Origin of the sequence: Luteibacter sp. 621, from assembly GCF_050435445.1 — a bacterium.
Taxonomy (GTDB): domain Bacteria; phylum Pseudomonadota; class Gammaproteobacteria; order Xanthomonadales; family Rhodanobacteraceae; genus Luteibacter.
In genome coordinates this window covers 199,250-226,246 of sequence record NZ_JBNDKI010000003.1, presented here as the reverse complement: position 1 = coordinate 226,246, position 26,997 = coordinate 199,250, and the positions used below count along the sequence as shown (strand labels likewise).

General features: G+C 65.6%; 22 protein-coding genes. 13 read left to right on the top strand and 9 right to left on the bottom strand.

Annotated elements, in window-relative coordinates:
- Positions 1–1,497, bottom strand: a complete 1,497-nt coding sequence (locus ABIE56_RS05455) for an aminotransferase class III-fold pyridoxal phosphate-dependent enzyme (protein ID WP_429242816.1) — start codon at positions 1,495–1,497, stop codon at positions 1–3.
- A gap of 256 nt (positions 1,498–1,753) precedes the next feature.
- On the opposite strand from ABIE56_RS05455, the gene ABIE56_RS05450 reads away from it, so the two are divergent.
- The 8 genes from ABIE56_RS05450 to queA all read left to right on the top strand — a co-directional run bounded on the left by ABIE56_RS05450 (position 1,754) and on the right by queA (position 11,110).
- On the top strand, positions 1,754–2,674 hold the full coding sequence (locus ABIE56_RS05450) for an ABC transporter ATP-binding protein (protein ID WP_429242815.1): 921 nt from the start codon (positions 1,754–1,756) through the stop codon (positions 2,672–2,674).
- A complete protein-coding gene (locus ABIE56_RS05445) occupies positions 2,671–3,450 on the top strand; it encodes an ABC transporter permease (RefSeq protein ID WP_429242814.1) in 780 nt (259 codons plus the stop codon). Before ABIE56_RS05450 ends, ABIE56_RS05445 begins: the two co-directional genes overlap by 4 nt.
- A gap of 6 nt (positions 3,451–3,456) precedes the next feature.
- Positions 3,457–4,656: a sensor histidine kinase gene (locus ABIE56_RS05440; RefSeq protein ID WP_429242813.1), complete on the top strand. Its 1,200-nt coding sequence runs from the start codon at positions 3,457–3,459 to the stop codon at positions 4,654–4,656.
- Positions 4,653–5,786 carry a sensor histidine kinase gene (locus ABIE56_RS05435; RefSeq protein ID WP_429242812.1) on the top strand — a complete coding sequence of 378 codons (1,134 nt, stop codon included), beginning with the start codon at positions 4,653–4,655 and terminating at the stop codon, positions 5,784–5,786. The genes ABIE56_RS05440 and ABIE56_RS05435 overlap by 4 nt, the downstream gene beginning before the upstream one ends.
- A complete protein-coding gene (locus tag ABIE56_RS05430; RefSeq protein ID WP_429242811.1) occupies positions 5,783–6,385 on the top strand; it encodes a response regulator transcription factor in 603 nt (200 codons plus the stop codon). The genes ABIE56_RS05435 and ABIE56_RS05430 overlap by 4 nt, the downstream gene beginning before the upstream one ends.
- Before the next feature lie 93 nt (positions 6,386–6,478).
- Entirely contained in the window at positions 6,479–7,666 is a 1,188-nt protein-coding gene (locus ABIE56_RS05425; protein WP_429242810.1) for a DUF3142 domain-containing protein, read from the top strand.
- Positions 7,663–10,032 carry a hypothetical protein gene (locus tag ABIE56_RS05420; RefSeq protein WP_429242809.1) on the top strand — a complete coding sequence of 790 codons (2,370 nt, stop codon included), beginning with the start codon at positions 7,663–7,665 and terminating at the stop codon, positions 10,030–10,032. The genes ABIE56_RS05425 and ABIE56_RS05420 overlap by 4 nt, the downstream gene beginning before the upstream one ends.
- A gap of 34 nt (positions 10,033–10,066) precedes the next feature.
- On the top strand, positions 10,067–11,110 hold the full coding sequence (gene queA, locus ABIE56_RS05415; RefSeq protein ID WP_429242808.1) for a tRNA preQ1(34) S-adenosylmethionine ribosyltransferase-isomerase QueA: 1,044 nt from the start codon (positions 10,067–10,069) through the stop codon (positions 11,108–11,110).
- A gap of 27 nt (positions 11,111–11,137) precedes the next feature.
- Here queA and ABIE56_RS05410 read toward each other — a convergent pair whose 3' ends face one another.
- Entirely contained in the window at positions 11,138–11,902 is a 765-nt protein-coding gene (locus ABIE56_RS05410) for an IclR family transcriptional regulator (RefSeq protein WP_429242807.1), read from the bottom strand.
- Between the two features lie 169 nt (positions 11,903–12,071).
- Here ABIE56_RS05410 and fucP point away from each other — a divergent pair, with 169 nt between their 5' ends.
- Together fucP and ABIE56_RS05400 are read left to right on the top strand one after the other, a co-directional pair.
- Positions 12,072–13,367: an L-fucose:H+ symporter permease gene (gene fucP, locus ABIE56_RS05405; RefSeq protein ID WP_429242806.1), complete on the top strand. Its 1,296-nt coding sequence runs from the start codon at positions 12,072–12,074 to the stop codon at positions 13,365–13,367.
- Positions 13,364–13,708 (top strand): L-rhamnose mutarotase, encoded by a 345-nt coding sequence (locus ABIE56_RS05400; RefSeq protein ID WP_429242805.1) that lies wholly within the window; start codon positions 13,364–13,366, stop codon positions 13,706–13,708. The genes fucP and ABIE56_RS05400 overlap by 4 nt, the downstream gene beginning before the upstream one ends.
- Before the next feature lie 19 nt (positions 13,709–13,727).
- Here the strand turns inward: ABIE56_RS05400 and ABIE56_RS05395 are convergent, their stop codons facing one another.
- The 6 genes from ABIE56_RS05395 to ABIE56_RS05370 are packed head-to-tail and all read right to left on the bottom strand — an operon-like array spanning position 13,728 to position 19,683.
- Positions 13,728–14,870: an alpha-hydroxy acid oxidase gene (locus ABIE56_RS05395; RefSeq protein WP_429242804.1), complete on the bottom strand. Its 1,143-nt coding sequence runs from the start codon at positions 14,868–14,870 to the stop codon at positions 13,728–13,730.
- Between the two features lie 4 nt (positions 14,871–14,874).
- Positions 14,875–16,194, bottom strand: coding sequence for an enolase C-terminal domain-like protein (locus ABIE56_RS05390; protein ID WP_429242803.1), 1,320 nt, complete (start codon positions 16,192–16,194; stop codon positions 14,875–14,877).
- Positions 16,188–17,054: a fumarylacetoacetate hydrolase family protein gene (locus ABIE56_RS05385; RefSeq protein ID WP_429242802.1), complete on the bottom strand. Its 867-nt coding sequence runs from the start codon at positions 17,052–17,054 to the stop codon at positions 16,188–16,190. The genes ABIE56_RS05390 and ABIE56_RS05385 overlap by 7 nt, the downstream gene beginning before the upstream one ends.
- Before the next feature lie 12 nt (positions 17,055–17,066).
- Positions 17,067–17,831: an SDR family oxidoreductase gene (locus ABIE56_RS05380; protein ID WP_429242801.1), complete on the bottom strand. Its 765-nt coding sequence runs from the start codon at positions 17,829–17,831 to the stop codon at positions 17,067–17,069.
- Positions 17,828–18,661, bottom strand: a complete 834-nt coding sequence (locus ABIE56_RS05375; protein WP_429242800.1) for an amidohydrolase family protein — start codon at positions 18,659–18,661, stop codon at positions 17,828–17,830. Before ABIE56_RS05375 ends, ABIE56_RS05380 begins: the two co-directional genes overlap by 4 nt.
- Positions 18,658–19,683, bottom strand: coding sequence for an aldo/keto reductase (locus ABIE56_RS05370; RefSeq protein ID WP_429242799.1), 1,026 nt, complete (start codon positions 19,681–19,683; stop codon positions 18,658–18,660). Before ABIE56_RS05370 ends, ABIE56_RS05375 begins: the two co-directional genes overlap by 4 nt.
- 349 nt (positions 19,684–20,032) lie before the next feature.
- Here ABIE56_RS05370 and ABIE56_RS05365 point away from each other — a divergent pair, with 349 nt between their 5' ends.
- The 3 genes from ABIE56_RS05365 to ABIE56_RS05355 all read left to right on the top strand — a co-directional run bounded on the left by ABIE56_RS05365 (position 20,033) and on the right by ABIE56_RS05355 (position 25,500).
- Positions 20,033–22,741: a TonB-dependent receptor gene (locus tag ABIE56_RS05365; protein WP_429242798.1), complete on the top strand. Its 2,709-nt coding sequence runs from the start codon at positions 20,033–20,035 to the stop codon at positions 22,739–22,741.
- A gap of 66 nt (positions 22,742–22,807) precedes the next feature.
- Positions 22,808–24,448, top strand: coding sequence for an alpha-L-fucosidase (locus tag ABIE56_RS05360; RefSeq protein WP_429242797.1), 1,641 nt, complete (start codon positions 22,808–22,810; stop codon positions 24,446–24,448).
- Positions 24,445–25,500, top strand: coding sequence for a glycosyl hydrolase family 18 protein (locus tag ABIE56_RS05355; RefSeq protein WP_429242796.1), 1,056 nt, complete (start codon positions 24,445–24,447; stop codon positions 25,498–25,500). Before ABIE56_RS05360 ends, ABIE56_RS05355 begins: the two co-directional genes overlap by 4 nt.
- Positions 25,501–25,601: 101 nt before the next feature.
- Here the strand turns inward: ABIE56_RS05355 and ABIE56_RS05350 are convergent, their stop codons facing one another.
- Positions 25,602–26,975, bottom strand: a complete 1,374-nt coding sequence (locus tag ABIE56_RS05350; RefSeq protein WP_429242795.1) for an alpha-L-fucosidase — start codon at positions 26,973–26,975, stop codon at positions 25,602–25,604.
- Between the last annotated feature and the right edge of the window lie 22 nt (positions 26,976–26,997).

Below are 26,997 nucleotides of genomic sequence, written 5' to 3'. Positions count from 1 at the left end.
TTACGCGGCCTTTTCTTCGGAGCGGCGCGGGCCTTCCTTCAACGCGTGGCGCACCTCGTCGATGATCAGGTCCACCTCGGCGCTGGTGACGCGGAAGTGCGGGGTGAAGCGCAGCGAGTTCGCGCCGCCGTGGATCACGCCGATGCCGCGCTCACGCATGTATTCCTCGGTGGAGCCTTCGCCGTAGCACTTGAACTCCGGGGCCAGCTCGCAGGAGAACAGCAGGCCGGTACCCTGCACCTTGGTGATCAGGCCGCCGAGCTCGGACTTCAGGCCTTCGAGCTTCTGCAAAAATTCCTTGCCGCGCTCACGGATGTTCTTCCGCACGGCGTCGGTGAGCTCGGCCATGGTCGCCACGGCCACATCCAGCGCGCGCGGGTTGGCGGTCATGGTGTTGCCGTAGATGCCCTTGCGGTACAGCCCGGCCACGCGCTCGGAAACGGCGAGCACGGACAGCGGGTACTGGCCAGCGTTCAGCGCCTTGGAGAAGGTCTCCAGGTCCGGCGCATCGAGGTTCTCGAAGCCCGGGTAATCGATGATCGACAGCACGCCGTGGGCACGCAGGCCGGCCTGGATCGAATCGACCAGGAGCAACGTGCCGTGTTCGCGGGTGAGCTCGCGGGCGGCGGCGTAGAACTCCGGCGTCACCGCGCGGCCCGGGTCGCCTTCGCCCATCACCGGCTCGAGGAACATGGCTTCGATGAACCAGCCGTTGCGGTCAGCTTCGGCGAAGGCCGCCTTCAGCGAGGCGACGTTGTACGGCTCGACCGTGATCAGCGTGTCCTCGTTACGGAAGCTGGCCAGGTGCTGCTGGTAGTTACGGCGGGAGGAATCCGAATAAATGGCCGGACGCTCGGTGCGGCCGTGGAAGGCGCCCTTCACGGCCAGGCGCTTGATGGTGCGGCCGGCGTGGCGCGCACCCGGGTCGGTCATCAGGCGCGCATTGACGTCGGCGATGCGGCCGGCGAGCGTCACCGATTCCGAACCGGAATTCAGGCAGAGGAAATGCGAGTAGGGGCTGCCGCCACGGGTGTGGCCCAGTTCCTTGCGCAGCGCTTCGCACAGGCGCAGCTGCGAGACGTTGGCCGTCATGACGTTGGCCATGACCTGCGGGCGCGACATGGCCTCGATGATGTGTTCCGGATTGTGGCCGAAGCCGAGCATGCCGTAGCCACCATCGTCGTGCAGCACCGCACCCTTCAGCGTCACCACCCACGGGCCCCGCGCGGCGGCCGGCACGTACGGGTTCACGCCGTCATCGGGGTAGAAGTTCACCAGGCCGCACTGCAGGTGGTGGATCTGCGCGTCTTCATCCATGCGCAGGAAATCGCCCATCTCAGCCTGCAGGCCCTTGTGGTAAGCGGCAGCATCTTCGATGGCGCGGCGCAGGCTGGCGTCATGGGCGGCAAAGCGCTCGATGGTGGCATCGGGCAGACCGGTGGTGCGGGCCTTGCCGCCGAAGTCGCGCATCTCGCGCAGGGTACCGATGACGTGCATAAAGCTTCCTCGCCCTTACAGTGGTAGCGGCATTGCCGCCGTATATTCCTGGAGCGCGCGTGGGCGCGATCCGACGTGGCCCATATCCTTCGATATATCCCTAACTATCTATCTTTAAAGGGATTATTGGCCGAGCATAACATGCGCATTTTGGCCCCGTAACCCCCGGGTGACGCTTGTCACATCCGCACAATGACGCAAACGACTGCCGCCAAGGGGTTGCGCCCGTTTATGTTGCGACGCAAGGGAGGACACCATGAGCCAAGACACCTGCATCGCCCGCCTTGAAGGCGTTCACAAGCGTTATGGCGCGGTTACCGCGCTGGACGGCATTAACCTCACCATCCACCGCGGCGAGCTGCTGGCGCTGCTGGGGCCGAACGGCGCCGGCAAGACCACCAGCATCAGCCTGCTGCTTGGGCTGCACCGCGCCGACCAGGGAACCGTTTCCCTGTTCGGCAAGGATCCGCAGGACATCGAAGCGCGCCGTCGTATCGGCGTGATGCTGCAATCGGCCAACCTGCCGCCTACGCTGAAGGTGCGTGAGTTGGTTCGCGTCACCGCCAGCTACTATCCGAACCCGCGGTCCGTCGCCGAGTGCGCGACGATCGCCGGCATCACCGATCTGCTCGATCGCCGTTATGTGGCACTTTCCGGCGGTCAACAGCGCCGCGTGCAGTTCGCCATGGCGCTGGCGGGCAACCCGGAACTCCTGTTTCTTGATGAGCCGACGGTCGGGCTCGATCTTTCCGCACGTCAGGCGCTCTGGGCGTCGATTCGCAGCCTGGTGGCCAGCGGGTCGTCGGTGGTGCTCACCACGCATTACCTCGAAGAAGCCGAAGCCCTGGCCGATCGCGTCTGTGTGATTGCGCGCGGGCGTGTCATCTCCGAGGGCACGGTGGATGCCTTGCGTGCCCATGTCTCCGTGCGACGGATCCGCTGCCTGACGAGCGTGCCGGCGGAAACCATCGCAGCATGGCCGGAAGTGGACACGGCGTCCCAGCAGCAGGGCCATATGGTCATCGCCACGCAGCATGCTGAAGCGGTGGTGCGCCGCCTGCTTGCGATCGATGCCGACCTGGCCGAACTGGAAGTGCAGCGTGCCGGCCTGGCCGAAGCCTTCACCGAAATCACCCGCGACAGCGAAGCGGCCAATGCCGCGCAGGAGGCCGCATGAACATCATCGAGAGCACCGCCACGCCGGTTATGAGCACGGGCCAGGTGTTCAATGCCTACGTGCAGGAAGCACGTGCGGAAGTGCTGCGTTACCTGCGCCTGCCGGGCTTCCTGTTGCCGACCATGTTGTTCCCGTCGGTGTTCTACCTCATGTTCGGCATCATCCTTGCGCACCAGAACTCGCCGGATGGGGCTCGCTTCCTGCTGGCGTCGTACGGCACGTTCGGGGTCATGGCGCCTGGCCTGTTCGGTTTCGGTGTGTCGCTGGCCATCGATCGTGAGCATGGGTTGCTCACGCTGAAGCGCGCGCTGCCGATGCCGCCCGGCGCCTACCTTGTCGGCAAGATGTGCATGGCGCTGATGATGGCCGCGGTCGTCACCACGCTCATGCTCTGCCTCGCCCGCTTCGGTGGTGGTGTGCAACTCACCGCGGGCCAGGCGGCCACGTTCTTCGTGACCGAGGTGCTGGGCGTGCTCGCGTTCTGCTCGCTGGGCCTGCTGCTGGGTACGCTGGCCAAGGGCCAGTCGGCGCCGGGCCTGGTGAACCTGGTGTACCTGCCCATGGCCTTCCTCTCCGGTCTCTGGTTCCCGCTCTCGGTCATGCCAAAGTTCATCCAGGCCATCGCACCGCTGTGGCCGGCCTACCACCTGGATCAGTTGGCGCTCTCGGCGATCGGCATGGGGCAGGGCGGGGAGTGGATCCACGTGGTGGCACTGGCGGCATTCACGGCGGGGTTCCTCACCCTGGCCGCCCGTCGTCTGGCCCGGCACGGTTGAAGTAGCATGGCAGCCAGCCTTTCCACGGAACTGCCCATGCCTGCGTCGTCGTGGTTCAAGCCTGCCCCCGATTCGCTGTGGGTTCGCCTTGCGAACCGTGGCAAGGCGCGCGTGGCATCCATGTTCAATCTGGTCTGGGTGGTCTGGGCGTTCGCCGATGTCGCCTTCAACGGCACGGTCACCGACGACTGGTGGTGGGTGACGGCGCTGTCCTTCGTCACGTTCCTTGCCCTGTATGCGCTGGCCTACATCCGGCCGTGCCGGGATACCCCGTGGTACGGCCTGGCCATGGCGCTGCTGGGCTTTGCCACTCTGGGCGTCAATTCGGCCGGCGGCACGTCCTATGTGATCTTCGCCGGCTCGTTCATGGCGTACACCGGCTCGGTCCGCGTCTGCATCGCGCGCATCGTGGCGGTACTGGCGGGCTACATCATTGTTGCGGATGTCGTGCGCGCCTGGGGCTGGCAGCCGACGCTCATCCTGGGCATGGTCTACCTGTTCGTCGCCATCGCGAATGTGCTCTGGCGCATCAACGGGCAAAAAGAATGGGAGCTGAAACTCTCCCACGACGAAGTGCGCCGCCTGGCCGCCACCGCCGAGCGCGAACGCATTGGCCGCGACCTGCATGACCTGCTGGGTCACACGCTGTCGCTCATCACGCTGAAGCTGGAGCTCTCGCGCCGCCTGCTCGATCGCGATACGGAAGCCGCGCGGCGCGAAATGGAAGAGGCCGAACGGGTGGCCCGGCATGCGCTGGCTGAAGTGCGTTCCGCTGTCACTGGCATCCGCGCCACGGGCCTGGCTGCTGAACTGGCCTCGGCGCGATTGCTGCTGGGCTCGTCATCGGTGGCATTCGATTACATCACCGAAGTGCCCGATCTTCCCGCACGCATGGAAAGCGAACTGGCCCTGGTCTTGCGCGAGGCCGTGGTGAACATCCACCGCCATGCGCAGGCGTCGGCCGCGGAAGCCAAGGTACAGGTCGTCGGCAACGAGCTGGTGCTGTGCATTTCCGACAACGGACGCGGTGCGGGCGGCTCGGAAGGCAACGGCGTGTGCGGCATGCGCGAGCGCGTACGGGCACTCGGCGGCAGCATGTCGTTCGAATCCACCAAGGGGAAGGGCACGCGGGTCGTGATCCGCGTACCGCTCACGGCGGGTGAACGCCGAGACCTGCCCGCTGAGCCAAAGAGGCTTGCCTCGTGAACTGGTGGAAACACCCGCGGCCCGATTCCCTCATGGGCACGCTGAATTCGCCGGTGTACCTGCGCTGGACCTGCATCCTGCAGATGTTCTGGCTGTACGCGCTTATCTCGGCCACCTGGCTGGCCAAGGGGTTCCATTGGGATTGGTTCATTCCCACGGTCCTCTCCATGGTCGTGTACGTCACCTGCTACATGCAGGTGTTCTTCGGCCCGATCCGCCATATGGTGCGCAACTGCGTAACCATCATGGTCATGGGTTTCGCACTGTGGATCGTGAACCCGGTTTCCATCGGCTATGTGGTGATCTCGCTCTCCATGCTGGCGTTTGGGCAGAGCCCAAAACCATGGCTCGTGGCCACCGCGGCGTGCAGCTTGCTCACCATCCTTTGGGTGAACCTGTTCAACATCCCGACGATCCATGCGTGGATCCTGCCGTTCGTCGGTGTCGCCACGGGGTACGGCAATTACCTCTACGCCCGCGGTATTCGTCGCGATGTGCTGCTCCGCCTTTCGCAGGACGAAATCAGCCGGCTGGCCACGCTGGCCGAGCGGGAGCGCATCGGTCGCGACCTGCACGATCTGCTGGGCCACACGCTCTCACTGATCACACTGAAATCGGAGCTGGCGCGGCGCCTCGCCATTGCGGACCCTCCGCGCGCGCAGCAAGAAATGGAAGAGGTGGAACGCGTCGCCCGGCACACCCTGGCCGAAGTGCGCAACGCCGTGACCGGCATGCGCGCGGGCGACCTCGGTTGCGAACTCGTCTCCGCCCGGCTCATGCTCGAGGCCTCGGGTATCGCGCTTTCCATCGATAAGCCCGCCGATCTCGCGTTACCCACGCAGGCCGAGGCGGCGCTCTCGCTCGTCCTGCGCGAAGCCATCACCAATATCCACCGACACTCCCGCGCCACCGAGGCGCGGGTCACCATCACCCGGGAAGGACAGGCGTTTTCGATGCGAATTACGGATAACGGATGCGGCGGCCTCGCCGCGCATGGCAACGGCATCTCGGGCATGCGCGAACGCATCCGCCAGATCGGCGGCCGCCTGGCGATCGATTCGCCGCTGAAGCAGGGCACCGAACTGGCCATTGAGCTTTCGCCCGTGGCCTTGCAGGAGCGCGTGGCATGATTCGTGTCCTTCTCGCCGAAGACCAGGCCATGGTGCGCGGTGCACTCTCCGCGCTGCTCAACCTGGAGTCCGATATCGAAGTGCTGGGCTCTGCCGCCGATGGCGAATCGGCCTGGCGCGAACTGCAACGCCTGAAGCCGGACGTGCTGGTTACCGATATCGAAATGCCGGGCCTTACCGGCCTGGAGATCGCCCAGCGCGTGCATCGCCACGAGCTGCCGATCAAGGTAGTGATCGTGACGACGTTCGCGCGCCCCGGTTTCCTTCGCCGTGCGCTCGATGCGGGTGTCAGCGGCTACCTGCTCAAGGATGCCCCAGCCGAAAACCTTGCTGAATCGCTGCGCCTGGTCCACCGCGGTGGCCGCGCCATCGATCCGCAGCTGGCCCTGGAAGCCTGGTCCGAAGCCGATCCCTTGAACGACCGGGAGCGCCAGGTGCTGCGGCTTGCCGGGGAAGGGCAGTCGGCCAGCGATATCGGCACCCAGCTCAACCTCTCGCATGGCACGGTGCGCAATTACCTCTCCGAGGCGATCGGCAAGCTCGGCGCCGCCAACCGCATTGAAGCCTACCGCCTGGCCCGGCAGAAAGGCTGGCTATAATCGCGCCACCACGCACCGCGCCCCTGTAGGAGCGCGCTCGCGCGCGATGCTCCCCGCGATCACCGACACCCAGGGGCCACCGGATTGGCGCACGTGTTCCGCTCTCTATCGCTGGCGTTTGCCACCGCATTGCTCATGGCGTGCGGCGGCGCACCCGCGCCCCTTTCCCACGATGCCTACATCTGGCAACGGCAGTGGACGCCGTCGCTGCGCAGCGCGATCGGCGCCTCCGGTGATGTCGTCCGCGACTGGCGCGTGTTAGTGGCGCAGGCGTCCCGTGATGGGCGTTTCCAGGTGTTCATGCCCGACCGAGCAACGCTCGCTGCCAGCCACCGCCCGGTGGTGCTGGTGGTGCGCATCGACGGGCGCCTGGCGACGTTCGACGCGGAAGTGCTGCGCGAGCGCATCGCGCGGATCGCGGCCGGCTGGCCGAACGCCGCGGGCGTGGAGATCGACTATGACTGTCCAACCGCACGCCTACCGGCGTATGCCGCGTTTCTGCGTGAGCTGAAGCCTGCGCTTGGCGCCACGCCGCTGTCGATCACGGCATTGCCCACCTGGATCGGCGCGCCCGAACTCGATGCCGTGCTCGCGATCCCCGATGAATCGGTCTTGCAGGTGCATGCGGTGCAGGCGCCGCAAGCCGGCCTGTTCAATCCGGTTATCGCGGCGGAGTGGGTGAAGAACTATGCGAAGCACACACACAAGCCGTTTCGCGTGGCCTTGCCCACGTACGGCTCGCGGGTAAGCTGGAACGACGACGGTACGTTGCTTGCCGTCGAGAGCGAACAGGCCGCGCTGGCGGCGGGCGCCGTGTCGTCCGAGCTGTATGCCTCCGCCGATACCGTGCTCGCCTTCGTCCAGCAGCTTTCGGCCGACCGGCCGCGCGGCCTCGCCGGCATCGTGTGGTTCCGCCTGCCGACCACCGACGATACGCGCGCCTGGAGCCTTGCCACGTGGCGCGGCGTGATCACCAACCAGCTGGACCGCGCACCGTTGCGCCTGCACCTGCGCGACGCGGGCAACGGCGCGAGCGATGTACTGCTCGAGAACCCGGCCTCCGCCGATGCCTCTGCGCCAGAACGCGTGGCGCTACCGGCGGGCTGCGAGCTCGCCGACGGCATCGATGGCTACCGTCTCGAACCGAATGGCCCAACGCCCACCCTGGTTGCCGCGCTGGCCCGGCCGTTGCGCGCGCATACCACGCGCGCCATCGGCTGGGCCCGCTGCCGCCCCGGCACCCTCACCACGCTCACTTTGCAGGGAACCCCCGTTTCATGATGAAGCACAACGCGCTTGCCGCCGGCCTTGCCCTGGCCGCCATCGGTGCCGTGGCCTGGGCCTGTGGCCCGGATTTCCCCACGCAGTTGCTCGATGATCGCGCCGGCACGCTCAAGGCCGCGCCGCAGAACACCTTCGACTTCGAGGCGCAGCACCTTCTGCCGAGCTCGGATGCGCTGGAAGCCGTGGAAACGCCGCGTTGGGGCGATGCGCCGGAGAGGCCGGACCTGTCAGCTGAACTGGCCGCCAAGGTGAAGACCGCGATGGGCGCCGCCACCGGTAATGCGGCGTATGTGGCCGCTGATGGCTTGCCCGAGGATGTTCGTCGCTACGTCGCGGGGGCGGTGGATTACCGCCGGGCCACGGCCGATTGCCCACCCGCAGCGGAAAGCGATACGGGTGAGGCGACAGAACGCCCGGTCTGCACGACGTTTGATGCGTCCGCACTCGATGCGGCACAGGCGAGCTTTGAGCAGGTACTTGCGTTGCCCGTGGAGCAGGCGAAGGCCCGTGGCGCGTGGGCGGCCTACATGCTCGGCGAAGTGCAGGCGTTGCGTGCGGCAAAGGCGGCAGGCACGCCGGCGTTCGCCGCACCGCGCGATGCCGCGGCGAAAGCATTCCAGCTGACCCGCGCTCGCGTTCTTGCGGGCGCATCGGATGCGCAAGGGTTGGGTGTTGCCAGCTTCGGCGAGGAAGCCCGGCTCAGCCTGTTTGTCGATAAGACCTTGTGCGGGTGGGCGGCCTTCACGCGCAACGATGAATGCGCGAGTGAAGTGACACCCGCCGATTTGAAGCACGCCATCGCGCTGTACGCCGCGCAGGCCGGCCACGGCTCCGGCCAGGCGGTCGATTCGCTTGCGGCCATCGCGGCCGCCGTGCTGTCCAACGATGGCCAGGCTGCGGCGATCATCGATGGCCCCGTATCGCAGCGCCTTTTGGTGGCCTACGCGCTTGCCCGCGTTGCGCCGCAGACAAGCGACGGCAAGCCGTTGCCGGCGTTGGCTCAACTGGTCGACGCGATCCTGGCCAACGGACCCGACAAGGTCGCATCCGCCGATCGTCTCGCTTCGCTCGCGTACGAACTCGGCCGTTACGACGATGCCGAGAAGCTGTTGGCCAAGACCGACGGCCCGCTGGCCAGCTGGGTACGCGCCAAGCTGGCCCTGCGCAAGGGCGACCGTGCTGCCGCAGCCAATGCGTACGCCGAAGCCGCCAAGGCGTTCCCGAAGGCAGACGACCCGAAGGCGTCGCTCGAAGCTGGCAATATCCATCTTCTGATGGGCGAGCGTGGCGTGCTGGCGTTGTCCCGCGGCGAGTACGTGGAAGCGATGACGCGCCTGTACGAAGCGGCGAAAGCCGTAGGTGGCGATGGCAACACGTATGAAGAACTCAGTGGGTCGGGCATCGGCTATGGCAACGATGCGGCTTACGTGGCCGAGCGCGTGCTCACCGTGGATGAGCTGAAGACCTTCGTCGATGAGCACGCCCCGGCGTACTCACCCGCGCCGGCCGCGAAGGATGATCGCTCCGCGTATGCGACGACCGGCGTGGACGATCACCTGCGCTACCTGCTCGCCCGCCGGCTCATGCGCGCCGGTCGCTACGACGATGCCTACCGCTATTTCCCCGCCGCGGGCGACAAGCGCTTCGGCGACGTGGACCTCGCCGCCAGGGCGAAAGCCTATGCCGATGCCGTGCACGAAGGCGACAGCGCGTGGACCGACATCGGCAAGGCCCAGGCACGCTACGCCGCCGCGAAGATCGCCCGTGAAGACGGCATGGAGATCCTGGGTTACGAGCAGAGCCCCGACTACTTCGACAACGGTGGCAGCTATCAGGGCGGCAGCGGCCAGAGTGCGGAATCCTTGAAGGGCCCCGAGGTCACCGATGGCGAGCGCCAGCGCTTCAAGGACAGCGTGGCCCAGCCGGATTACCGGCTGCACTACCGCTACCTCGCCGCCGACCGCGCCGCCGCCGCCGCGGACCTGCTGCCGCCGCGCTCGCAGGCCTTCGCCGCCACGCTGTGCCAGGCCACCCACTGGATGCTGGAAGGCCCGCCGGACTACAACCAGGCCGCCGATGGGGAGGAGGGCAAGGCGCCCAACGAGCGCCAGCGCCGGGCCCGGCAGTACTACAACCGCTATGTGAAGCAGGGCCCGTACGTCGAGTGGGCCGATGATTTCGGCTGGAGCTGCGAGGAGCCGGACTTCGACCGGGCCCGGACCCTGAAGCGGGCCCAGCAGGTGGCGGCCGTGAAGCACGTGATTCGCCGCTGGCTGCCGCTCGAGATCGGCGTGGCCCTGGTCGCCCTGGGCGGGCTGGCCTGGCTGCTGGTCAGGCGCCGACGCCGCCGGATTGCGCCATAATCCCAGGCCCCCGTCTGTTCCCCCGGCCAGTTACGTGAAGAAATCCGATTTTGACTTCGATCTCCCACCCGACCTGATCGCCCAGGCGCCGCTCGAGCGGCGCTCGGGCAGCCGGCTGCTGGTGGTGGATGTGACGGCCCGCTCGAAGGCAAACCGGAAGTTCTACGACCTGCCGGACCTGATCCAGCCCGGTGACCTGCTGGTGTTCAACGACACCCGCGTGCTGCCGGCCCGCCTGTATGGCCGCAAGGACACCGGCGGCGCGGTCGAGATCCTGATCGAGCGCGTCACCGGCGCCCGCGAGGCCCGCGCCCAGCTGGGCGTGAGCAAGAAGCCGAAGGAGGGCGGCATCATTGAGCTGGCCGACGGCACCCACATCACCGTGATGGGCCGCGACGGCGAATTCTTCCTGCTGCGCTTTGAGATCGACGAACCGCTGGAACGCCTGCTCAGCCGCCTGGGCGAGATGCCGCTGCCGCCGTATATCGAGCGCACCGCCGATGCCTCGGACATGGAGCGCTACCAGACCGTGTTTGCCCGCGAGCCCGGCGCCGTCGCGGCGCCCACCGCCGGCCTGCACTTCGATGAAGCGCTGCTGGAAAAGCTGCGCAACAAGGGCGTGGATTTCGGCTACGTCACGCTGCATGTCGGCGCAGGGACCTTCCAGCCCATGCGCGCGGAGAACGTGCAGGACCACGTGATGCACCGCGAGTGGCTGAACGTGGGTGCGGAGCTGGTTGAAAAGATCCGCGCGACGCGCGCCGCGGGCCACCGCGTCATCGCAGTGGGCACCACCGTCGTGCGCGCGCTGGAAAGCGCCACCGTCGAAGGCGTGCTGCGCCCGTTCGCGGGCGAAACCCAGATCTTCATCTTCCCCGGCTACAAGATCACCAGCGTCGATGCGCTGGTCACCAACTTCCACCTGCCGCAATCGACCCTGCTCATGCTGGTCTCCGCGCTGGCCGGCAAGGAAGTGATCCTGGATGCGTACCGCTACGCGGTGCTGCAGCGGTATCGCTTCTTTAGTTATGGCGATGCGATGTTGATCTTGCCGCCGCAAGTTAATCACGCCGTTTGATACGCTCGCGCAGCCGGTGCCCCCGGCTCACGGCGCCCCGTGCGATAGCTCCCGCGAAATATCCCCCGCCGCCGTTGCCAGCAGGTGGGCGGTGGCCTTCATGTCAATCTTCGCGCCGCGCCGTTCGATGAACGGCACGGTGAGCGCGCAGACGGCGTGGTTGCCCTCGATGATCGGTGCGGAGAGATCGGTGACGCCGTCGACGACTTCGCTGGGGATGGTCGCTACGCCGGCTTCGCGCACCTTCTTGATCGTGGTTTCCACGCCCGCGCGCTTCAGGCCCGGCTCGTGTTCCAACATGGTGCGAAACCAGCGCTCGCGGGTGTCGTCGGTCTGCCAGGCAAGCAGCACGTAGCCCGACGCGGAATGCGAAATCGGGCGGCGGTGGCCGACGCGGACGACCAGGCCGGTTTCGCCCGGCGGGTCGACGCGTGCGATGACGACGATCTGTTCCTGCGATGGCACTACGAGGTGGCACGACTGGTCGATCTCGTCGGCCAGGCGGTGCATCACCGGCATGGCGGTCTCCACCAGGTTCTTTACCGGCGGCTGCTCCATGCCTAGCCGGAACAGGCGTGGCGTGAGCGAGTACGCGCCTTCGCCATCGGGGCGGGCGATATAGTCACGCTCTTCCAGCACCTGGAGCATGCGGAAGATTTCGCCGCGGGAGCGGCCAACGCCATCGGAGATATCGGCGATGGACAAGGGCTGCGTCGCCTTGGCGAGCAGTTCGAGGATATCGAGGCCCTTGTCGAGGGCGGGGGCGCGATACTTCGGCGAGTCTGTGGGCATGGCGTTCCGTGGCGTGACCGAGCGTTGCGCGGCAAGTCTAGCCTGCGCCCATGCACAGTCACACAGCGCGCGCCGGACAAGCTATGCTGCAACGCAGCTTGTTATGCAGGTGAATTATAAGTTCATATTTGCACAAGCTGGGGGCTGGGTCACGCAACGGGAGGAATGCATGCAGCAACACACGCCGTTCAAGGTGCCCGATACCCGGGCGCTGGCCCGGACGCCGCTCTTTCCCCTTGCGCTCATCGTCAGCCTGTTCTTCCTCTGGGGCGTGGCCAACAACCTCAACGATGTGCTCGTTGCGCAGTTCAAGAAGGCCTTTACGCTTTCAGACTTTGAGGCCGGCCTCGTCCAGAGCGCTTTCTACCTCGGCTACTTCTTCGTCGCCATTCCCGCAGGCGTCTTCATGCGCCGGTTTGGCTACAAGGCGGCGGTGGTGTTTGGCCTGGGCCTGTACGCTGCCGGTGCGTTGCTGTTCTGGCCGGCCGCCGCGACGGCGACCTATGCCACCTTCCTCTTCGGGCTGTTCGTGATCGCGGCCGGGCTCGCGTTCCTCGAGACCTCGGCCAACCCGTACGTCACGCTGCTCGGCCCGCGCGAATCCGCGGCATCGCGCCTGAACCTCGCGCAGGCCTTTAATCCGCTCGGCTCGATCACCGGCGTGCTGATCGGCCAGCATTTCATCTTCACCGGCGTGGAACGCACGCCGGCGGAGCTGGCGGCGATGGATGCCGCATCGCGCACCGCTTACATGCATAGCGAGGCGGCGGCGGTGCAGATGCCGTACCTGGCCATTGGCCTGGGTGTCATCGCCTGGGCGGTGATCATCGGCGTGACCCGCTTCCCGCGTACGACAGCGGCCGATGATGGCGCACCCGCGGAACGTGGCGTGCTGGGCCGGCTGCTCCGCGAAGGTCGCTTCATGTCGGCCGTGGTCGCGCAGTTCTTCTACGTGGGCGCACAGGTCGCCGTCTTCAGCTACATGATCCGCTACGCGCAGGCCACCATGCCCGGCACGCCGGACAAGGTGGCCGCCAACTACATCACTGCCGGGTTGCTGTGCTTCATGGCCGGGCGCTTCGCGGGCGCGGTGCTGATGAAGTACCTGCGCCCGGCGCGCGTACTCGCTACGTTCGCCTTCATCAACGTGGTGCTGGCCGCCTTCGCCGCGTTCGTCCCGGGGCATCTCGGCATCTACGCCCTCGTCGCGTCGAGTTTCTTCATGTCGATTATGTATCCCACCATTTTCGCCCTGGGTGTCGAAGGGCGGGGCGATACGGAGCGCAAGTTCGGTGCCTCGCTGCTGGTCATGGCGATCGTCGGCGGTGCGGTGGTGACCGCGGCGATGGGTGCCACCTCCGATCATTTTGGTATTGCCCTTGCCATGCTGGTGCCCATGGTCTGTTTCGCGGCCATCCTGCTGTTCGCGTGGCGCCGCATCGTGGGCGCAGGGGTGCACGCATGAGCTGGCAGTGCCTTGCGCTGGACCTGCGCGACGATCCCGCGCTGATTGCCGAATACGAACGCTGGCACCGTGCCGAATTCATCTGGCCCGAGGTCGTCGATTCGATCCGCGCCGCCGGTATCCTGGATATGCAGATCTTCCGCACGGGCAACCGGCTGGTGATGCTGATGCGGGCGGGGCCGGCGTTTGATCCTGCCGCGAAAGCCGCGGCGGATGCCGCAAGCGCGCGCGTGCAAGCATGGGAAACGTTGATGTCGACGTTCCAGCAGCCGCTGCCGTGGGCGGGGGATGGGCAAAAGTGGGTGCCGATGCAGCGGATTTTTGATCTGGCGGGGTGTTGAGCGGATCGCGCGAACGCCGTCACCGCTGCCAGAGAATATCCCTGCTGACATGGCTCGCATCCAGCGCACCGGTTAGCGCCATGCTCACGCTCAGTTCCTTGCGGATAAGCTCGATCGCCTGTGTCACGCCCGCCTCGCCACCGGCGCCCAGGCCGTAAAGAAACGCCTTACCGATCAGCCCGGCCCGCGCTCCCAGCGCCAGCGCCTTCAGCACGTCCTGGCCACTGGTGATGCCGCTGTCGAGCAGCACTTCGGTGCCGCCTTGCACGGCATCCACGATGGAAGGCAACACATCGATCGCTGCTGGCGCGCCATCGAGCTGGCGGCCGCCGTGGTTGGAAACGACGATCGCATCGACGCCGTGCTGCACGGCAAGCTTCGCATCCTCGGCATCCAAAATGCCCTTGATGATGAGCTTGCCCGGCCAGAGCTCGCGGATCCATTCGAGATCATCCCAGTTCAACGTGGGATCGAACTGGCTGGCGATCCACTGGGCCAGCGTGGTGAGGCTATCGGCGCCGCCGATGCGGCCTTCCAGGTTGCCGAACGAGCGGCTGGGCGCTTGCAGCACGTTCCATGCCCAGCGCGGCTTGCTGGCGATATCGAACAGGTTGCGCAGGGTGACCTTGGGCGGCACGGAGAGGCCGTTCTTGATCTCGCGATGGCGCTGGCCCTGCACCGTCAGGTCGGCGGTGAGCATCAGCGCTGAACAATCCGCGGCACGGGCACGCTGGATGAGCTCGCGGGTAAAGCCGCGATCGCGCATGACGTACACCTGGAACCAGAACGGGGCATCCGTCGCCGCGCGCACCTGCTCGATCGAGCAGATCGACATGGTGCTCAGGCAGAACGGAATACCCGCCCTGGCGGCAGCGCGCGCCCCGTGGATCTCGCCGCTGCCGTGCTGTAAGCCGGTAAGCCCGGTGGGCGCGATGGCCAGCGGCATGCTGATCGGCTGGCCCACCACCGTGGTGGCGAGCGAGCGGTGGTCCACATCGGACATGACCCGCTGGCGGAAGCGCAGGCGATCGAACGCGGCGCGGTTCTCGCGCAGCGTCGATTCATCGTAGGAGCCCCGGTCGGCGTACTCAAAGAAGGCGCGCGGGACGCGCTTGCGGGCGAGTTCGCGCAGGTCGGCGATATTCGTGACCGGGGTTTTCATGGGCTTAGCCCTCAGCCGCGAGCGGGAGGTCCCGCCAGACTACGCCGTCCGGGAACAGGTGGTCACGGACCGAGGCCGCGTGCATCTGGGCGGAGAAACCCGGCGCCGTGGGCACCATGTAACGGCCGTGGTCGATGCGGACGGGGTCCACGAAGTGTTCGTGCAGATGGTCCACGAACTCGATGGCGCGGTCGTCCTTCTTGCCGGTGATGGCGACGAAATCGGCCATGGCCAGGTGCTGCACCAGCTCGCACAGGCCGACGCCGCCGGCGTGGGGGAAAACGCGCACGCCGAAGTGCGCGGCCAGCAGCAGGATGGCGAGGTTATCGTTCACGCCGCCAACGCGCGCGGCATCGATCTGGATCAGGTCCACCGCCTGGGCTTGCAGCAGCTGCTTGAACAGCACGCGGTTCTGCCCGTGCTCACCCGTGGAAATCGGGGTGGGGGCGACGGCGCGCCGGATCGCGGCATGGCCGAGTACATCGTCCGGGCTGGTCGGTTCTTCCACCCAGGCCAGGCCGACGCTTTCCAGTGGCTTCAGCCATTCAATCGCGGTGCCCACGTCCCAGCGCTGGTTCGCGTCCACGGCGATCGCAATATCGGGGCCGACCGTTTCGCGAGCGAGCTGGCAGCGGCGGATATCGTCCTCCAGGCGCAGGCCCACTTTCAGCTTGATGGTGCGGAAGCCATCGGCGACGGCTTGCCGGGCCAGGCGCTGCATCTTGTCGTCGGTGTAGCCCAGCCAGCCGGGCGAGGTGGTGTAGGCGGGGTAGCCTTCCGCTTCGAGCTGCGCGATGCGCGCCTGCTTGTGCGGCTCCGCCTCGCGCAGGATCGCCAGCGCCTGCGCCGGAGTCATGGCATCGGTGAGGTAGCGGAAATCGATCTGCGCGAGGATCTGCTCGGGCGCCATGTCGGCGATGAAACGCCACAACGGCTTGCCCGCACGGCGTGCGGCCAGGTCCCACGCGGCGTTGATGACGGCACCGATGGCCATGTGCATCACGCCCTTCTCGGGGCCGAGCCAGCGCAGCTGGGAATCGCCGTTGAGTTCGCGCGCGAAGTCGCCGAGGTGGTCGACGATGGATTCCACCGAGCGGCCCACGACCATGTGCTCAAGCGCGGCCAGCGCAGCGGTCTGCACGTCGTTGCCGCGGCCGATGGTGAAGACCAGGCCGTAGCCGGCAAGCCCCTCCGGGCTATCGGTGCGTATCACCACATAGGCCGCGGAGTAATCCGGGTCCGGGTTCATCGCATCGGAGCCATCGTGGTCGCGCGAGGTAGGGAAGCGGACGTCGTACGTGTCCAGCGCCGTGATAGTCACCATGCAGTCCGGCCTCCCGAGCCGTACGCCACCACATCCTGGCGCTGGCGGCCCAGGCCTTCGATGCCCAGTTCGATCACGTCGCCGGGTTTCAGGTAGGTCGGCGGCTTCAGCCCAAGGCCCACGCCCGCAGGCGTGCCGGTGCTGATCACGTCGCCCGGCATCAGGGTCATGTAGCGGCTGATGTAACTCACCAGGTGCGCTACGCCGAATACCATGGTGCGCGTGTTGCCATCCTGGTAGCGGTGGCCGTTCACCTCCAGCCAAAGCGCGAGGTTCTGCGGGTCGGCCACGTCATCGCGGGTCACCAGCCACGGGCCGATCGGCCCGAATGTATCGCAGCTCTTGCCTTTCACCCACTGGCCGCCGTGCTCCAGCTGGAACTCGCGTTCGGAAAGGTCGTTGATGACGGCATAGCCGGCGACATGCGCCATGGCCTCGTCAATCGTTACATCGCGAGTGATCTCGCCGATGATGACGCCGAGCTCCACTTCCCAATCGGTTTTGACCGAGCCGCGCGGAATCACCACGGTATCGTTCGGGCCACCGATGGCCGTGGTGGCCTTCATGAACAGCACGGGCTGCTCCGGCACCGGTGCGTTGGTTTCGGCGGCGTGGTCGGCGTAATTCATGCCCACGCAGATCATCTTGCCGACCTGCGCGACAGGGCAGCCAAGGCGCGGATGGCCTTCCACACGCGGCAGCGAGGCCGGATCGATCGCGGCTAGCCGCTGCATCGCGGCGTTGCCGAGCGTGGCGCCCGAGAAATCGGCAAGCACGCTGGAAAGATCGCGCAACTGGCCTTCGGCATCGACGATGCCTGGCTTTTCCTGCCCGGGGGCGCCGTAGCGTACGAGTTTCATGGCGTGTGTTCCTTAGTTCGACCAGCCGCCATCCACCACGTGGATGGTGCCGGTGGTAAACGACGATTCGTCAGAAGCGAGATACAGCGCGAGCGCGGCGATTTCGCGCGGATCACCCAGGCGGCCCATGGGCTGGCGCTCGGCGAAACCGCGCCATGCCGCTTCTTCATCGCCGCCCAGCGCACGCACGCGATCACCCAGCGACGGTGTCTTCACGGTGCCGGGGCAGATCGCGTTGCAGCGCACGCCGCGGGCGACGTAATCCGCCGCGATGGAACGGGTGAGGCCGATGACGGCCGCCTTGGTGGTGCCGTAGGCGAAGCGGTTAGGCACGCCCTTGATGCTTGATGCCACCGACGACATGTTGATGATGCTGCCGGTGCCGCGCTCAATCATCCCCGGCAACACGGCACGGCAGGTATGGAACATGCTATCCACGTTGATCGCGAACGAGCGTCGCCAGCTGGCATCGTCGGTATCCAGCAACGTGCCCGCGTGAACAAACCCCGCGCAATTAAACAGCACGTCGATCACGCCCAGCTCCGCCACCACTGCCGCAATCGCCCCCGGATCCGTTACATCCAGCTGCAATCCCGTCACGCTCCCCACCGCTGAGGCCGTGAGCTCATCCAGGCCAGCGGTACGGATATCGGTCGCGAACACCTCCGCACCCTCAGCGGCAAACGCCAGCGCCGTAGCCCGGCCAATCCCCGCACCCGCAGCTGTCACCAGCGCCCGCTTACCGGCAAGCCGGCCCGACGAAAAAGATTGCGTCATGGATCGTTCCTTACACGAAGGGAATACACATCAACCGCATTGCCGCCGAAGACAGCAGCCTCTGCGCCCGGCGCATGGCGCTGCACGAGTTGTCGCGCGCAAGCCTTCCACGCGTCGTACGTGGCATGCGTGGTCACCACCGGCCAGTCGCTGCCCCAGATCAGGCGCGATGTGCCGAACACGTCGAATAGATGGGCGGCATACGGATCCAGTGCGACCACATCGGCGCCGCCTGCCGTGAGCGTGGGAAGCCCGGAGAACTTGCAGTACACATCCGGCATCTGTGCGAGCCGAGCGATGGCCGTGGCCCACGCGGCGTAGCCGCCGGTATCGATATCCGGCTTGGCCGCATGATCGATCACGGTGCGCAGCCCCGGGTGCTTTGCCAGCCGCTCAAGCAGTGGGCGCAGGTGGCGTCCGTCCACCAGGGCATCGAAAACCAGACCACGCTTGCGCAAGTGATCGAACGCGTCATCGAGTGTGGGCGAGCGCAGCCATTCCGGATCGGGAATGTCCTGAACCATGGGGCGGATACCGCGCAGCAGCCCACCACCGTCAGCACTAAGCTGGTCAAGCCGTGCGGCAATATCCGGCGCTTCCATATCCACCCAGCCCACCACGCCGAGCGTGCCGGGTGTGGCGCGGGCAATATCGAAAAGGAAGCGGGTTTCGGCTTCGTCCGGCGCCGCCTGCACCAGCAGGCTGGCATCGCCGTCGGCCGCCAAGTCGGCCGGCAGGAAGGCACGCTGCAGCGAAGCGGGCGCGCCGGCAAGCCACGCGTAGCTAAGACGCGAAGGGTCCCAGTAGTGGCGGTGTGCGTCGATGATCACGGCGTGGGCACGCCCGTCGCGATGATTCCTTCGGCACGTAGCGCTGCCCACGTACTGGCCGGCACGGGTGCTTTCTGGCGGGCGAGGGCGGTTTCCACTTCCGCGACGGAACGCAGGCCGCAGACCACGCTGGCGACGGCCGGGTGGGCGAGGGGGAACTGCAAGGCGGCGGCGCCCACATCAGCCCCGGTGCGGTGGCACGCGTCGTACAGCCGCCCCGCGCGTTCGCGCACGGCGGGAGTTGCGGGTGCGTAGTTATAGGTGTTGCCCGGGCGGTCCGGGTCGCCAAGCAAACCCGAGTTGTACGGGCCAGCGACCAGTACCGAGACCCCCTGGGAAGCCGCGAGCGCCATCACGTGTTCGCTCTCGGCCTGTTCGAACAGGGTATAGCGGCCGGCCAGCATGAGCGCATCGAGCGGGAAACGCGGCATGACTTCCAGGCAGATGGCTTCCTCGTTCACGCCGATGCCGATAGCACCCACGAGCCCCTCATCGCGCAGGCGCGTCATCTCGGGCAGCGCTTCGTCCAGGGCCTGGGCGAGCACCGCGGCATGGCGATCGCCGTGGGTGAGGGCGCCAATGTCGTGCAGGAACAGGATATCGATACGGTCGGTACGCAGGCGGCGCAGGCTTGCCTCGAGGCTGCGCCGAACGCCGGCGCGGCTGTAATCAAAGCGGGCAACGCGCCCATCCACCGCAAAGCCATCGCCCGCACCGCTGCGGCCGTCGGCATCCTCGACCAGGCGGCCCACCTTGGTGGAGAGGGTGTAGCTGGCGCGCGGCACGCCGGCCAGTGCCTCGCCGATCCGCTGCTCGCTGAGGCCAAAACCGTAATAGGGCGCGGTATCCACATGGCGTATACCCCCATCCCACGCGCGGCGGATCGCCGCGAACGCCTCGGCCTCGCTCACCTCTGTATAGAGGTTACCGACCGGGGCCCCACCGAAGGCCAGCGGTGACAGGGCCACGCGCTTGCGGGCGGGCGGCGGTGCGGGATGGGGGCTCGCGGACGGTGACGGCATGCGTACTCCTGGCGTTCGCGCCGGCCGTTAACGGACTGCGCATTTATAAATACTACGTTTATAGGTGAACTTGTCTAGGGGGTATCGGCGCAACGTGATGGTGCGGCGCAGCTTGAATCGATCAGACCATATCTGAATACTCAGTTTGCCAGTGAACGCAAACGCAGGTAACTTGCGGCTTGTGAATGACAACGTTGTCGGCGAGGGGCCGGCCCCGGGTCATCACAGGTGAACAGGGTCCAGTCACCCGGGTCGCTGCCAACGGTCCGGCCCATGCAGAAAAAAATCACGCACTGCCCCAGCGGGGCCGGTGGCGTGCACCCAAAAAAAACCTCGGGGGAGGAACCGCATGACGATCAGCAAGACGTTGCTATGTGCAAGCATCCTGTGTGCGTTGGCCACGGTGGCACACGCGCAGGACGCGGCGCCAGCCAGCACGGATACCCAGGCCGCGACCACGCCCAAGACGGCCCAGCAGAAGGCGGCGGAGAAGCAGGCGCAGGAACTGCAGGCCGTGACCGTGACCGGCTATCGCGGCAGCCTGGAAAAGGCGATCGACGTAAAGCGCAACGCGAACGCCGTGGTGGATGCGATCAGCGCCACCGATATCGGTAAGTTCCCGGACACGAATGCCGCCGAATCACTCTCGCACCTGCCGGGCATCACGGTGGACCGGCAATTCGGTGAAGGCGAGAAGATCAGTGTGAACGGCACCGATGCCGCGCTGAACCGCGTGTTGTTGAATGGCCAGACCATCGCTTCCGGCGACTGGGGTGGCAACCCGACCGATACCAGCGGCCGCACGTTCAACTATTCGCTGCTGTCGCCCGAGATCATCGGCCTCATGGAGGTCTACAAATCGCCCGAGGCCCGTATCGACGAGGGCAGCATCGGCGGCACGGTGATCATCCACACACGCAAGCCGCTGGACCTGCCGGCGAATACGTTGCGCGGCTCGCTGGGTTACAACTACAACGATCGCTCCGAGCAGGGCAATCCGCGGGCTTCTGCGCTGTGGAGCTGGAAAAACGCAGACGATACGTTTGGGTTCCTGACCAGCGTGACGCACGACAAGGAAACCCTGTCGCGCGCGGGCATCGAGTTCTTCGGCTACACCACGGGCGCGAACATCACCGGCAACCCGGCCGTCACCGGCGACCCGAATTACGCGAACGCGAAGATCCCGGTGGGCATCAATAGTGCGTACTTCCAGCAGGACCGTGAGCGCAACGGCATCCAGTCCGCCCTGCAATGGCGCCCGGATGAGCACAACGAGTTCAACCTCACCGGCCTGTACGTCAAGGGCAAGTACGACAACTTCAGCGAATCGCGCTATGTCTGCCCTGGTTGCGGTGACCTGAACAAGCTCACCAACATCAACGTCGCCAACGGTTACATCACCTCGGGGACGGTGTCCGCCGATACCGGCAACGGCCAGCCGTACGCCGAGCTCGATGCCAATTACCGCAAGACCGAGGTCTCGACCAAAAGCATCAACCTGCGCCACGACTTCAATGGCGATGAGTGGGTGTTCACCAGCCAGGTGGGCTACACCAGCGCGAGCGGCGGCAAGGATCCCGAGTACCTCATGAAGTACCTGCTGCAGAACGGCGGGTACGATTTCGGCTACGACGGCCGCAACACCAGCGTGAACTACCAGAACGGCTCGGCCGCTAACTGGGGCTTGCCGGCATCGCCGGCCGGTTCGCCGCCAGGCGATACCTCACTGGGCGGCCAGTACCAGGCCGGTGGCATCTACTACGAGCAGACCACCGACCGCGAGCGCTACGCACAGTTCGATGCCTCGCGTGACCTGGAGTGGGGCCCGATCAACAAGATCGAAATGGGCGTGAAGTACACCAACCACTTCAATGGCACCCAGTCGCGCGGCAACCGTATCAACACGACCGATGCGATCTCGTTGCTCGATTTCGACCCGGGCTCCACGCCGAGCGGCCTGTTCGATGGCCTGCACGCCAGCGGTGACCTGACCGATTGGCCGACGGCCAGCAAGGGCGCGGTCATCGATTACCTCAACTCCCTGCCGCAGGGCGCTTACACCCTGAACTACCCGGCCATGTTCGGCGTGGCCGAAGTCACCAAGGACGCGTACCTGCAGGTGAACTACGAATCGGGCAAGTGGCGCGGCAATGTGGGCGTTCGCTATGTCGATACCAAGGACACCTCGAACTACTACGTGAACGTAGATGGCGGCGCATATAACCGCGTTTCCAACACCACGCACTACTACAAGCCGCTGCCCTCGGTGAACGTTGCTTACGACATCGACGAGGACAAGGTGCTACGCCTGTCGGTCGCCAAGGTGATCGCCCGGCCGCGCTACTCCGACCTGGCCGGCGCCACCTCGTTGAACGGTGCCGCCACCGGCAACTTCACCGCCAGCGCGGGCAACCCGGACCTGAAGCCGTACCAGTCCACTAACTTCGACCTGTCCGCGGAATGGTATTTCGCCCCGGCCAGCTTGCTGTCGGTGGAAGGCTTCGTGCGCAAGATCGATAGCTATATCGTCACGACCACGACGGACCGGGCGCTCACCGACCCGACCACCGGCCAGACCAACGTGTACTCGGTAACCTCGCCGGTGAACGCGTCCAACGCCAAGGTCAGCGGCCTGTCTTTCATCTACCAGCAGGATATCGGTGCCGGCTTCGGCATCCAGACCAACTACACGTACAGCAAGGCCACCACGCATGCCGATAGCAACGGCGACACGCTGAACCTGCCGTACCTGTCGAAGAATACGATCAATATCATCCCGTACTACGAGCATGGCCCATGGTCGGCGCGCATCAACTACAGTCGCCGCTCCCCGTACTTCACCCAGGTGGGCCGCCTGAACTCCAATGTGTTCTCCGATGCGTACAAGGAACTGGATCTCAGCGCCTCGTACCAGATCAACGAGTGGATGGGCGTGACCCTCAGCGCGACCAACCTGCTCGATTCGACCTATTACCAGTACGCTGATATCAAGTACGCGCCCATCGGGGAATACAAAAGCGGCCGTACGTACTCCATGACCCTTAACTTCAAGCTTTAGCGCGCACCGGCGGTGGTCGTTTCCCTGCGGCGCCGCCGGTTCTTTTTCGCTAACAAGGAATACCCCATGCTGCGACGGCTAGTCCCCCTCCTTGCCCTGGCATGCCTGACGATCCCCTGCAGGAGCGCGCTCGCGCGCGACACGCCCCCCAAGGCCGCGACAGCCCCCACGGCTACGACGCTATCCCCCGAAGCCCAGGACGCCGCCTGGCAAAACGCCTCGGCCAAATTCGCCACCGCCCGCAACGCCATCCTGGCTAACGTGGCAGCCAACGTCGCCGATGGCCCGTTCCGCCCTGACTGGGCCTCCCTGAAGGCCTACCAGTCACCGTCGTGGTACGACGACGCCAAGTTCGGCATCTTTATCCACTGGGGTGTGTACTCGGTGCCCGCGTTTGGCAGCGAGTGGTACTCGCGCAACATGTACCAGCAGGGCACCAAGGAGTTTGCCCATCACGTGGCCACCTATGGGCCGCAGGCACGATTCGGGTACAAGGATTTCGTGCCGATGTTCAAGGCTGAACACTTCGATGCCGATGCCTGGGCGGCACTGTTCCGCGAGGCGGGCGCCCGCTACGTGGTGCCGGTGGCCGAGCACCACGATGGGTTCGCCATGTACGACTCCAGGCTGTCCGACTGGACGGCAGTGAAGAAGGGGCCGAAGCGCGACGTGATCGGCCTGCTGGCCAAGGCGATACGCGGGCAGGGCATGCACTTTGGCGTGTCGTCCCATCGCGCTGAGCACGACTGGTTCTTCGATGGCGGCCGCCACTTCGATTCGGATGTGAATGACCCGGCCAATGCCGAGCTGTATGGCCCGGCTGTCGATCACCTCAGCAAGCACGACGAAAACCTGGCCGATGACTGGACCTTTACGTCGCAGGCCTGGCTGGACGACTGGCTGGCACGCACGGCGGAGATTATCGACGACTACCACCCGGATCTCATTTACTTCGATTGGTGGATCGGCCACCCCACGTTCCGCAACACGCTGCCGACGCTGCTCTCGTACTACTACAACGATGGTGCGAAGCGCGACGGCGTGGTGGTGAACTACAAGCTGGGTGACTTCCCGGAAGGCGCGGGCACGCTGGATATCGAGCGCGGCCAGCTCACCGGCATCCACACGACCCACTGGCAGACCGATACCTCGATCAGCAACGATTCGTGGGGCTACGTCGATAACGATACCTACAAGTCGCCCACGGTCATCATCCACCTGCTGGTCGATGTGGTCAGCAAGAACGGCAACCTCATGCTCAATATCGGCCCACGTGCCGACGGCACCATCCCGCAGGGCGCGCAGGATACCTTGCGCAGCATCGGCCGCTGGCTGAAAGCCAACGGCGAGGCGATCTACGCGAGCACGCCGTGGCGCGTGTATGGCGAAGGCCCGACCGAGGTGGTGGGCGGTACGTTCCAGGATACGAAGACCAAGCCGTACACCGCCGAGGATTTCCGCTTCACCGCGGGTAACGGCAAGCTCTACGCCATCGAGCTGGGCTGGCCGGCCCACGGCAAGGCCACGGTGCACGCGATCAAGCCGGCCGACAAGGTCACCCGTGTCGAGCTGCTGGCCGATGGCAGCAACGTCCCCTTCACGCAGGACAGTGCTGGCCTGCATCTCACGCTTCCTTCCCACCCCGTTGGCAGCGATGCGTACGTGTACCGCATCACGCTGGCGGCCCCGATCAAGGCGTCCCCATGAAACGTTGGCTTTACCCGCTCATCGCGTGTTTGCTCTGGATGCCGTTCGCGGCGTTCGCGAAGAACCCGGTCGCGCTCTTCTACATGATGGAGTCGCAGAAATCGATCGCCTCGTTCGAGGCCCATGTCGACAAGATCGATCTTCTCGTGCCCACCTGGTACGGCGTGGACGAGAACGGCCTGGTGTCGGGTGGCCCGGACGAATACGTACTGAAGATTGCCCAGGCGCACAAGCTGCCGGTGATGCCCATCCTTTCCGCCGGCGGTGACCGGGATAAGTTCCATAAGCTGCTCGGTAACGAAGCGGCGAAGAAGGTGATGATCGCCAGCCTTATCGAGCAGGCGAAGCTGCATGGCTTCAGCGGCTACCAGTTCGATTTCGAAAACATCGCCTGGACCGACCGCGATGCACTCACCTTGCTGACGAAGCAGACCTACGAGGCGCTGCACAAGCACGGCCTGCAGCTGACCATGGCGGTGGTGCCTAACGCGCCGGGCTATGCCGGCCACGGTGCCTTCGGCAAGTGGATGTGGGAGTACTGGCGGGGTGCGTACGATCTGGAGGCGCTGTCCAAGGTGCTCGACCTGGTCTGCCTGATGACCTACGACCAGCACACCCGCTGGACCACGCCGGGCCCGGTGGCCGGCATGCCGTGGGTCATGGAACACCTGCAGTATGCGTTGAAGGTGGTGCCCAAGGAAAAGCTCTCGCTCGGCATCGGCCTGTACGGCTACCACTGGTACGCCGGCAACCCGGTGGGTGCGGATGGCAAGGAGAACTCGAACATCGCCGCCAAGTACATCGATGCGGATGAATCGTTCCCGCTGGCGAAGGAGATGGGCGCCACCATGCAGTGGGACCCGGTGGAACATGAGTCGTGGTTTTACTTCTACCGCGACCAGATGCGTGAGTGGGTGTTCCTGCCCGACGCGCGCGCCTTCCGCGACCGTTACGACGTCGCAAAGCAGTACGGCCTGCAGGGCTTCTGCGCCTGGGTGCTAGGTGCGGAAGACCCGAAAATCTGGGACGACCTGCCCGACGCCAAAAGATAAATGCAGGAGCGCGCTTGCGCGCGATCGCGCGCAGCGCGCTCTTAAAGGGCCATCACATTCATCGATGAAAGCGCGCGAGACGAAGCTCGCGCTTCGCCGGCTCAATGACCCACGTTAAACAGCTTGAACTCACGGATGCGCGCGGTGCCAACCGCGGACTGGATGTTCAGGCGCACGCGCTGGGCGGTGACCGGCGCGAAGTGGTCGATCTTCATGTGGCCGATGGCCTGGGCCTGGGCGATCGTCTTCCATGCCTTGCCGTCCCAGTACTGGATGGCATAGCCGTGTACATGCTGGCCGCCATCGAGCCACTCCATGCTCATGGCGTGATCGAAGGTCGCAACGCGGCCCAGGTCGACTTCCAGCGTGGCGTTGGCGGAGCCGTTGGGCGCAGACCAGAAGGTCGCTGGGTCGTTGTCGAGCGCAGCGGCTACGTTGTCATCTGCATTGACATGCTTCGCGGCCAGGTTAGCCGCATCGCCATAGCGGGCCTTCAACGCGGTGCCGAACTCGGCCAGCCGGCGCACATCGGCTTCCGGGAGCAGGCCGTGGGTATCCGGCGCCACGCCCAGCATCAGCTGGCCGCCATGGCCCACGCTGCTTTCCCAGTTGGCCATGAGCTCATCGACCGTCTTCAGCGATTTGGCGAACTCCGGTTTCGAGCTGTAGAACCAGTGATCCTTGTGCAGTGGGGTATCCACCTCCAGCGGACGCCAGCGCAGCTGGCCGTGGCGGTCAATCACGTTCCAGTTCTCGCCCTGCACGATGCCTTGCTCGTTGCCTACCCAACGGATATCGCCGTAATCGAACAGCGCGACGTCGGCGAAGATCATGGCGTTGGTCTGGTAAGTGCGCAGCGTCTCCACGTACTTCGCAAAGTCGTACACGTGGCCACCGCTTCCAGCCCCATCGAGCCACCATTCGGTGAGCGGGCCGTAGTTCTGCACCAGTTCTTCGAGTTCGGCGAGGTAGTACTTGTCGTAGGCGGCGGAATCCTTGTAGCGCGGATCGTGCCGGTCCCACGGGGAAAGGTAGATGCCGAAGCCCAGGCCGTTCTTTTTCGCCGCCTCCGACGCCATGCGCACCAGGTCACCCTTGCCACCCTTCCACGGGCTGGCCTTCACCGAGTAATCGGTCTGGCCGGTGGGCCACAGCGCGAAGCCATCGTGGTGTTTGGCCACCAGCACCATGTACCGCACGCCAGCGGCTTTTACCGCGCGTGCCCACTGGTCCGGGTCGACCTTGTCGGGGTTGAACACGGAAGGGGAGGCGGTGCCATCACCCCATTCACGGTCAAGGAACGTGTTGGTGCCAAAGTGCACGATCACGCCGAACTCGAGATCCTGCCAGGCCACCTGTTGCGGCGATGGCTTCACATCGGTAAACGACTCCGCCTGCGACACGGCCGGCAGCGCGACTAGCAGCGCGGCGGCAAGGCAGGTCTTCAGGCGGCGGAACGGGGATTGCTGCGACATCGAGAGGAGCTCCTTGGGGAGG

What these genes read in the sequence shown, in the direction of transcription:
- ABIE56_RS05455 (WP_429242816.1), bottom strand. Translation starts at nt 1,497, where the DNA reads ATGCACGTCATCGGTACCCTGCGCGAGATGCGCGACTTCGGCGGCAAG.
- ABIE56_RS05450 (WP_429242815.1), top strand. Translation starts at nt 1,754, where the DNA reads ATGAGCCAAGACACCTGCATCGCCCGCCTTGAAGGCGTTCACAAGCGT.
- ABIE56_RS05445 (WP_429242814.1), top strand. Translation starts at nt 2,671, where the DNA reads ATGAACATCATCGAGAGCACCGCCACGCCGGTTATGAGCACGGGCCAG.
- ABIE56_RS05440 (WP_429242813.1), top strand. Translation starts at nt 3,457, where the DNA reads ATGGCAGCCAGCCTTTCCACGGAACTGCCCATGCCTGCGTCGTCGTGG.
- ABIE56_RS05430 (WP_429242811.1), top strand. Translation starts at nt 5,783, where the DNA reads ATGATTCGTGTCCTTCTCGCCGAAGACCAGGCCATGGTGCGCGGTGCA.
- ABIE56_RS05420 (WP_429242809.1), top strand. Translation starts at nt 7,663, where the DNA reads ATGATGAAGCACAACGCGCTTGCCGCCGGCCTTGCCCTGGCCGCCATC.
- ABIE56_RS05410 (WP_429242807.1), bottom strand. Translation starts at nt 11,902, where the DNA reads ATGCCCACAGACTCGCCGAAGTATCGCGCCCCCGCCCTCGACAAGGGC.
- fucP (WP_429242806.1), top strand. Translation starts at nt 12,072, where the DNA reads ATGCAGCAACACACGCCGTTCAAGGTGCCCGATACCCGGGCGCTGGCC.
- ABIE56_RS05400 (WP_429242805.1), top strand. Translation starts at nt 13,364, where the DNA reads ATGAGCTGGCAGTGCCTTGCGCTGGACCTGCGCGACGATCCCGCGCTG.
- ABIE56_RS05395 (WP_429242804.1), bottom strand. Translation starts at nt 14,870, where the DNA reads ATGAAAACCCCGGTCACGAATATCGCCGACCTGCGCGAACTCGCCCGC.
- ABIE56_RS05390 (WP_429242803.1), bottom strand. Translation starts at nt 16,194, where the DNA reads ATGGTGACTATCACGGCGCTGGACACGTACGACGTCCGCTTCCCTACC.
- ABIE56_RS05385 (WP_429242802.1), bottom strand. Translation starts at nt 17,054, where the DNA reads ATGAAACTCGTACGCTACGGCGCCCCCGGGCAGGAAAAGCCAGGCATC.
- ABIE56_RS05380 (WP_429242801.1), bottom strand. Translation starts at nt 17,831, where the DNA reads ATGACGCAATCTTTTTCGTCGGGCCGGCTTGCCGGTAAGCGGGCGCTG.
- ABIE56_RS05370 (WP_429242799.1), bottom strand. Translation starts at nt 19,683, where the DNA reads ATGCCGTCACCGTCCGCGAGCCCCCATCCCGCACCGCCGCCCGCCCGC.
- ABIE56_RS05365 (WP_429242798.1), top strand. Translation starts at nt 20,033, where the DNA reads ATGACGATCAGCAAGACGTTGCTATGTGCAAGCATCCTGTGTGCGTTG.
- ABIE56_RS05360 (WP_429242797.1), top strand. Translation starts at nt 22,808, where the DNA reads ATGCTGCGACGGCTAGTCCCCCTCCTTGCCCTGGCATGCCTGACGATC.
- ABIE56_RS05355 (WP_429242796.1), top strand. Translation starts at nt 24,445, where the DNA reads ATGAAACGTTGGCTTTACCCGCTCATCGCGTGTTTGCTCTGGATGCCG.
- ABIE56_RS05350 (WP_429242795.1), bottom strand. Translation starts at nt 26,975, where the DNA reads ATGTCGCAGCAATCCCCGTTCCGCCGCCTGAAGACCTGCCTTGCCGCC.